The sequence below is a fragment of the Stieleria sedimenti genome (genome assembly GCF_025060895.1).
GTDB classification, from domain to species: Bacteria; Planctomycetota; Planctomycetia; order Pirellulales; family Pirellulaceae; genus Stieleria; species Stieleria sedimenti.
In genome coordinates, this window is sequence record NZ_JANZKV010000338.1 from 1 (window position 1) to 7,136 (window position 7,136).

Here is a 7,136-nt window from a genome sequence, read left to right on the forward strand (position 1 = left end):
GCGCCGACGCGGTGACCACCAACGTTCCACAACTGAATTGATTACTACCGGAATTGGGCAACCACGAAGGACACGAAGAGCACGAAGGATGGAATTCGATGACCTTTCGCATCGCGTCATTGGGTGTGCGATTGAGGTCCATCGTGAGTTAGGGCCAGGACTGCTAGAATCTGCGTATGAGCAATGCCTCGCCCATGAATTGAGTCGAAATGGTATCCGGTTCGAGCTCCAGCATCCCCAGCCGGTCGAGTACAAGGGGTTGAAACTGGATTGCGGTTACCGAATTGACTTGCTTGCTGAAGGTGAATTGATTCTCGAGTTGAAGAGCGTGAACAAACTGACGGGGGTTCATGAAGCACAATTGCTGACGTACATGAAACTATCCGGCACAAAAACGGGATTGCTGATCAATTTCAACGTGGTCAAACTAAAGGACGGAATCAAGCGATTCGTCCTGTGATCCTCTGGCCTTCGTGCTCTTCGCATCCTTCGTGGTTCACTCTTTGCCCGGACCGCAGGATGCCGAGTAGAATGTGGAACCATGCCATGCACACGAAGGCCACGAGTCAGGTCAATCGGTTTGGTCTGAGTCGTTCGCGCGGCCTCGGTGATGGCCGCCGTTCTGCCACTAGACTGACGCGATGGAATCTGGCTTCCCACAATTGGACGTCGATCTGTCCGATCAATTGCTGATCGGTGCTGCACTGCTCGCGCCAGCGTTTTGCGATGACTTGTCGACGTGGCGAATGACGATCACTCGTGACGGCGTCGTCAATCAGGAACTAAGCGTCGCCCACCATACCGAAATCTATGCGAGTGTGATTGTTCATCTCCGATCCGTCATCCCGCACGATCTCCTTGCCAAGATCGAAGCCGAGGCACGATCCATGTGCTTCCACCAATTTGATGACGACTATCATGCGACGTGTACGGATCTGCAACATACGTCAATAACCTTGAACCTTGATGCGCGATCCAAACGCGTAACCGCCTATGGTCCACACGCGCTTGCGCACGAAGGAAATTCCGATATGATTGGGTATTGTCGGCTGTGGGACATGTTGCTTGACCTTGCCCCTTACCAAGGGACTGATTCTCATCCCGCTCCCGAGGATCAGGTGCTTTCACGCATCCGTGCCATCTATGGACCGTGGTGACGCCGGAATGGGCAGAACCATCCGATGCAACCGAGCGGCGAAGTCGGGCGTTTTGAAGTGGAAGATCAACCGTCGCCGCCGGCTGATCGGTACCGTTCTGTCTATTGAAAGGATTCATCAGTGATCAACTGCCCGAACTGTGACATCAAATTCAGCCCGAGCTACGCGACGTGTCCAAGGTGCAAGAGCTTTGAGACTCCGGCACGCGACCGCGAAAAGTATCTCAAACGAAACGCAGCTGATCGGATATCCGAAGGGGAAGATCCCGAATTCGTCCGAGATGGATTGATTCAGAACGGTTTTAGTGATGCAGAAGCGGACTCGATCGTACGCGACGCTACCGGCGACCTCCGATCCGACACGCGCAGTGGTGGGCTTCGACGCCTTGCCGCCGGCGTTGCGATGCTACTCTTTGCTGGATTGATATTTCTCGTCGTTTCGAGCGGCAATCGCATCCGCGGTGGGGTTGTTGTAATCGTTTTTTTTGCAATGCTCGGTTTTGGACTACTGGCGACCTTTTCTGGCCTTTACACATTAGTCACGGGACGAGAATCGAAAGTCGCTGGGAGAATGGCGGATGGGCTCAAGAGAAGATAGAGACAGGACAGAACCATCGATGTATCGGACCCGCGGAGGTGGATCGGTTCGGCCATCGCAACATTGGCTCGCTGTCGCCCGATAATTCGTGACGTTCTGCCAATATGTTTGCCGTCAATCTTCCTTCTTGCCATGAATGAACGCGACATTGCACGAATCGAAAAAGTGACGCACTGCTGTCTGCCCAGCGGTTACAGAGAACTGCTTCTGCACTTTCCTCCGATGCTCAAGGCAATTCTTGAAACAGGACCGAAAGACGCGAGGGAGATATTTACTGACACCGCAACCATCGTCCGATGGAATAAGTTTTTTCGCGATCCAGACTATGAATACGAAGACAGCTACGGTGAGATGCGTACCTTTCCGCCGCACCATATCGTCATAGGCGCAAACCTAGGTGGAGACTTCTTCCATCTCAACATAAGGCGGAAACGCACCGCCGTGTTGTTCTGGTGTCACGAAGACGGGGAGATCTCCACGCACTCAAAAGATCTCTCTGCCTTCATTCGATCCATTTTTCGCTCTGCCTGTGAATTTTCGGTCAATGGGCGTAATCTTGGGTGACTTTGCTGCGGTGTGTCACATACGTTAATCTGGCAGAACCATGACATGAACCGAAGCGGCGGAGTCGTGGTTTTTGAAGTGCAGTATCCTTTGCCGCCGCTCGGTTATGCCCGACGTTCTGTCGCTAGGAGGATGTCGCCTTCAACGATGACACTGAAGCCCGTAAGGAACGCCCTTCAATCGAGACGCGACTGCTGCGTTGTTTGCGGATTTGGAAGGTGTCTCCAGACACCATTGTCGAAGGCGGTCGCACTCTCATTCAAGAGATTTGCGGCTTGCTCGAATTTTACATCTGCGGATGCATTCATTACGGCCCAAACAACCTCGGTGGATGGTGGTCTGACGGCGTGATCCAACTTGAGATTGCAAATCCCAAACCAGATCGATTTAAACTGCTTGGTGTGACGTGGATTGACTCACTTGGCATCGCACCGTTTGAAATTGACTTGGAACTCGATCCGAACGACGAAACGTACTTTGCTAAGACCATCTTTCGCATTGGAATGCTGGACAACCACGGACTTCCGACCGTTTGCAGTCGTAATCTCACGCCGTCGCGTGTGCTTGAGACTCGTCCACGATACAATCGTGACTGGGCGATGGCGGTTGAACTGACACCACCTGCCCAAAACGCGACAGAACCATGCGATTAACCGAAGTCGCGGAGCTGTCGTTTTTGACAATGGGAAATCGTTTGCCGCGACTCGGTTATCGCGGCCGTTCGCGCTGCTTACCAACGCCTGAAATCAACGCTGCTGACCGGTGTGCTCGAAAGAACGCCCACCTGATGTCACCGAACCTCTGTTCCCTGGGATTCGCATTTGATGCCACGGTTCGATAGGCGCGCGGTCGACTCGGCCGGCAAAGACAAACCGACGCCTGTCAGTTCCAACGCTGACAACCGACGCCTGAAATGCCGACTGCTGAATGGGACACTGAATTTCCCAAGGCGATTCCGATCGAGTACATTGGCAGTCCGCGACGATGGTTTCCGCTGGCGTTCCGGCCGAAAGCGCGAACCAAACGATGCACCCCAGTTCGCTCATTGTTGCGATAGGCACACATTAAATCCGTTTCAACTATCACACTGCTGCCGATTCCAATCCGACGGCCCGCGAACGGGGTGATCGTCGACGTTATCGCAGTCAGGAACGATTCTTCGTACTTCCGGCGTAGCTTTGAAGAGAACTTGGATATTTGATCTTGCCAGCGCCATAACATTGGTCGCCCTGAACATTGGTGCCCTCTTTCTCTTGGCATCGCCGTTCGATTCTCCCAAATTTCAACCTCAAGATGCACCTGAATGGTTGGTTCTAATCTACCTTACGCCGAGTATTGTCACCTGCTGGTTGCATAAACGCCTTTGCTTGACCACTGTAAAGGCGGTCATCGTGCATCTCTTAACAGCGTTTGTGTGGATGTATCTTCACACTACCGGGCTACGCGTTGTAACGACATGGCTGGAGGAGCCCAGTTGGTACGGTTACCATTATGAAGATCGCTTGTTTCCAAATGGCTGGCTTGACGGTCTTGAAGCCTGGGGCTGGGCTTTGTTGCTTGCAATTGCCTATGGTCTCGCTTGCTATACTGCAGACAGTGTGTCTTCCAAGCGTCAAGAACTCTTCTCGCAAGAGATGGAGTCCGAGGTCGATGACATGCGCCCGTGTCCGCAATGTGGACGACTACTTTCGCGGACATCAATAATTTGCCCTCGCTGTGAGCATCGTTTCTTGAGGCAATAAGGTACAATTGTGGACAATGCGATTCTGCCAGAAAAAGCTGGTAATCAACTGCTCATTGCTACTCCGAAAGTGCGATAACAACGCGAATCGGGATAGGGGTCCGGTTGCCCGGAACCCCTCCCACACCACCTAGCATGCGGGTCCGCACTAGGCAAGCTAAGCACAGTGCGGTTCGCCGTTTCGGAGCAAGCGCGCTCCATCTTTCTTCGAGCGTGAATAAGCCTTGAGACTGCAGCCAGGCGTTCGATAAGGCTCGGTGAACGCCATGGACCCTTGCCCGAGTGGGCCGGAGGGTAGGCTTCACCGTAAGAGACTCCAAGTGCTTGCAGCTTCTTCAATCGGGTGCGTGGTAAGCGCCAATTGTTCCAGTAGCACGCTCGGACGCGTCGCCCCGAGTGAGTTTGGTTGGGGCACTTGTCCAGGGTGAGCGTTAGACTCTTGCGTTGCTCTTATACGAAGTAATCGATCCAACCGCGAAGGTAAAGTCGAAGTTCGCGAAACCGCTGACGCATCGAAATGCCGCGGTTGCGGGTCAAAATTTCTTTTGCCCGTTGTTTGAACTTCTTGAGACTCTTCGGACTCACTCGGATCTGGCCGCCGAAGCCGCAAGGCTCGACTGAGGTTTGTGCGCGGTGTCTGGGAGACACGATGCGTCGGGATTCTTCGAGGTCACGGGTGGTTCGTTCCTTGTGAAATGACGTTCAGCCCTTCGCCTGACCGTTGGAGTGCGGCCGGTGACTACTATGGCTTTTGCTGACTTCTCAGAGCACGGAATGCGTTACCACATCCGCCCCACCTTTCGGGCAAGCCCTACTCGCGGGTACGCGTCTGAGATCTCCCCAAATAAGGGGCTCCTGTCGCCAGGAGCATCATGATCTGTCCCTGCCCAAGCTCCTCATTTACCTACGCTCAGTATTCCTTCAAGGCATCCGCCGGGCTTCCGGTTCGGCTTCGCGGTCAGCAGCCCGCTGGAACGCTTTGGGTCGCTCCGCGACGGGCCTGGAGTCGTCGGCCTCGTATGAGGTTTCTATTCGTAACCTGGCAGGTCTCGGCGAGAATGTGGTCGACGGCGGTGTTCAGGTCGACACTTACGCACACATTCGCAGGCTTCCTCTCCACGGTCTGTCGCCTCGCCGCAGTTGCCCTCGCCTCGTACTCTCTTTCGCTAGAATTTCATTTGGTAAACTGACCTCTCGAAAGAACCGGAACTAAGTACGGGGGACTTTCACCCCACAAGATCACGCCCATGTTGGGCGTACTGCAACGGCGGCCGCGAATTGGTGTTTTTGATGTGGTGAGTCGACCGCGCGGCCCCGCTGAACCCTACCGCTGAACTTAATCGAATTGCTTACCGCTTCGGCGGTTGATGTGCGGTCGCGGTGGGCTCATGTTGCGTGGGACTCCGGGCCGTAGGCTGACGCCAGCTTCTCTGGGTCCTCTGGCCGTAGGTCGTCAGCGTCTTGGTGCGACAGCCGTCTTGATCTCTTTTGGCCCATCGAGTGATCCATCGGCGCACGACTCCCTCGTGACTCGCGTCGTGTGGTCGAGGTTGTTTTTCTTTGACTCAAAGACGAATCCGACTCTGCACACGACGCGCCGATCCTTGGGAGTCGAGCGCCGTTGGATGTTTGAAGTGCACCACTGAGATCAAAACGCGGCATACACCGCGACGCTGATGAACGGTGTGCAAGAGATTGGTGAAGCGGGCGGTGTTCCTAGGGGAGATCGTTCGACGTGGCCGGGCGCCCTGTGACGCGTCCTTGCGAGAGATCGCGTTGGCATCGTTGTGGGGACATCTGTTGGCTGGCGCGCTGTACTTTGCTGCGACCCCGTGCGGGGTCGATTGGAGGATTGGTGACGTGGTCCGGAGGTGGCGCTGCGCTGACCTCCGGCTACTCGCTGTCATCCCTCCGGGATAGCTCGGACGCCGCGATGGGTGAAGGTTTTTCGCACCTGGTACGCCTGGTAGTGCGAAAAGTGAACAAGAAAGTGCAAACGAGCCGGAGTCGGCCCCACCTCCCGCCACCCAGCTCGAGTTCGCCTGGGCCTGAGAAACTGGCACCGTCTGACAGGATCCGTTCTAATCAGGTCCTGTGACCGGCCCACCTGAGGAGCGACAAAGTTCTGGCGCACGATCTATCCCCGTTCCTCCGCATGCGCGGATAGATCGCAATTCGTTATCCTGATCGAGTGTGATGTGGTACGATTCTAATCATGCCACGGCTTTCAGAATTCTACGGCATCGCCGTCTACATGTATTTTGCGGACCACAACCCACCGCATTTCCATGCGATTTATGGTTCGAGTGAAGCGGCCATCGCGATCGAAACGGGGGAGATCTTGGCCGGAAATTTGCCTCGCCGGGCGCGCAAGCTTATCGTAGAATGGATCGAGCTACATCGTGATGAATTGCTTGACGACTGGCGTCGAGCCACCAACGGTGAGACGCTTATTCCGATCCCACCACTGGATTAACAATGGCCGGATTACTCCATGTTGTTGCGATGGACGTTCCATGTCCATTTCATCTCGAACTCGAATTCTCTGATGGCGATACTCGAGTTGTCGATGTGCGGCCCTTGCTGAACGGTCCCGCGTTTCAACCGCTCCATGACCCAGACGTGTTTGCATCAGCAACGATCGATCCCGTCGCAAAGACAGTGTGCTGGCCGTGCGGGGTTGATTTGGCTCCTGAAGCCTTAAGGTCGTTGGCGGCAACGAATGTCCAGACAGCAGGATAACGCGGCGATCCTTGGGAGTCGAGCGCCTTGAGATGTTTGAAGTGCACCCATGGGCCAGCGAAAAGGGGTCAGACCCCAATAGTGCGAAGCACCCTTCGGGCCGTTCCGGCTATTGGGGTCTGACCCCTTTTCGCGAATCTCTCATCGACCCGAACATTGAAATGGAACAAAGCACTAGGGGAGATCGTTCGACGTGGCCGGGCGCCCTGTGACGCGTCCTTGCGAGAGACTCCGTTGGCATCGTTGTAGGGACATCTGTTGGCTGGCGCGCTGTACTTTGCTGCGACCCCGTGCGGGGTCGATTGGAGGATTGGTGACGTGGTCCGGAGGTGGCG

The 7,136-nt window shown here is 55.0% G+C and carries 8 protein-coding genes; 7 read left to right on the forward strand and 1 reads right to left on the reverse strand.

The genetic code is table 11. The features are described from left to right. The first annotated feature begins 88 nt into the window (after positions 1–88). The 5 genes from NZK35_RS32890 to NZK35_RS32910 all read left to right on the forward strand — a co-directional run bounded on the left by NZK35_RS32890 (position 89) and on the right by NZK35_RS32910 (position 2,971). Positions 89–460, forward strand: a complete 372-nt coding sequence (locus NZK35_RS32890) for a GxxExxY protein (RefSeq protein ID WP_259636768.1) — start codon at positions 89–91, stop codon at positions 458–460. Positions 461–662: 202 nt separating this feature from the next. Next, a complete protein-coding gene (locus tag NZK35_RS32895) occupies positions 663–1,157 on the forward strand; it encodes a hypothetical protein (protein ID WP_259636769.1) in 495 nt (164 codons plus the stop codon). Positions 1,158–1,277: 120 nt separating this feature from the next. Next, a complete protein-coding gene (locus tag NZK35_RS32900) occupies positions 1,278–1,754 on the forward strand; it encodes a hypothetical protein (protein WP_259636770.1) in 477 nt (158 codons plus the stop codon). A 132-nt stretch (positions 1,755–1,886) separates the two neighbouring features. After that, the gene (locus NZK35_RS32905) at positions 1,887–2,318 is read left to right on the forward strand and encodes an SMI1/KNR4 family protein (RefSeq protein WP_259636771.1); all 432 of its coding nucleotides are present in this window, start codon (positions 1,887–1,889) and stop codon (positions 2,316–2,318) included. A gap of 218 nt (positions 2,319–2,536) precedes the next feature. Further along, a complete protein-coding gene (locus tag NZK35_RS32910; protein WP_259636772.1) occupies positions 2,537–2,971 on the forward strand; it encodes a hypothetical protein in 435 nt (144 codons plus the stop codon). A 1,538-nt stretch (positions 2,972–4,509) separates the two neighbouring features. Here NZK35_RS32910 and NZK35_RS34830 read toward each other — a convergent pair. Then, positions 4,510–4,707: a group II intron maturase-specific domain-containing protein gene (locus tag NZK35_RS34830; protein WP_323379690.1), complete on the reverse strand. Its 198-nt coding sequence runs from the start codon at positions 4,705–4,707 to the stop codon at positions 4,510–4,512. A gap of 1,567 nt (positions 4,708–6,274) precedes the next feature. Between NZK35_RS34830 and NZK35_RS32920 the strand changes: the two genes are divergently transcribed. Then, positions 6,275–6,535, forward strand: a complete 261-nt coding sequence (locus NZK35_RS32920; RefSeq protein ID WP_259636774.1) for a DUF4160 domain-containing protein — start codon at positions 6,275–6,277, stop codon at positions 6,533–6,535. A gap of 29 nt (positions 6,536–6,564) precedes the next feature. Further along, positions 6,565–6,801 (forward strand): DUF2442 domain-containing protein, encoded by a 237-nt coding sequence (locus NZK35_RS35065; protein ID WP_407699870.1) that lies wholly within the window; start codon positions 6,565–6,567, stop codon positions 6,799–6,801. The last annotated feature ends 335 nt before the right edge of the window (positions 6,802–7,136 follow it).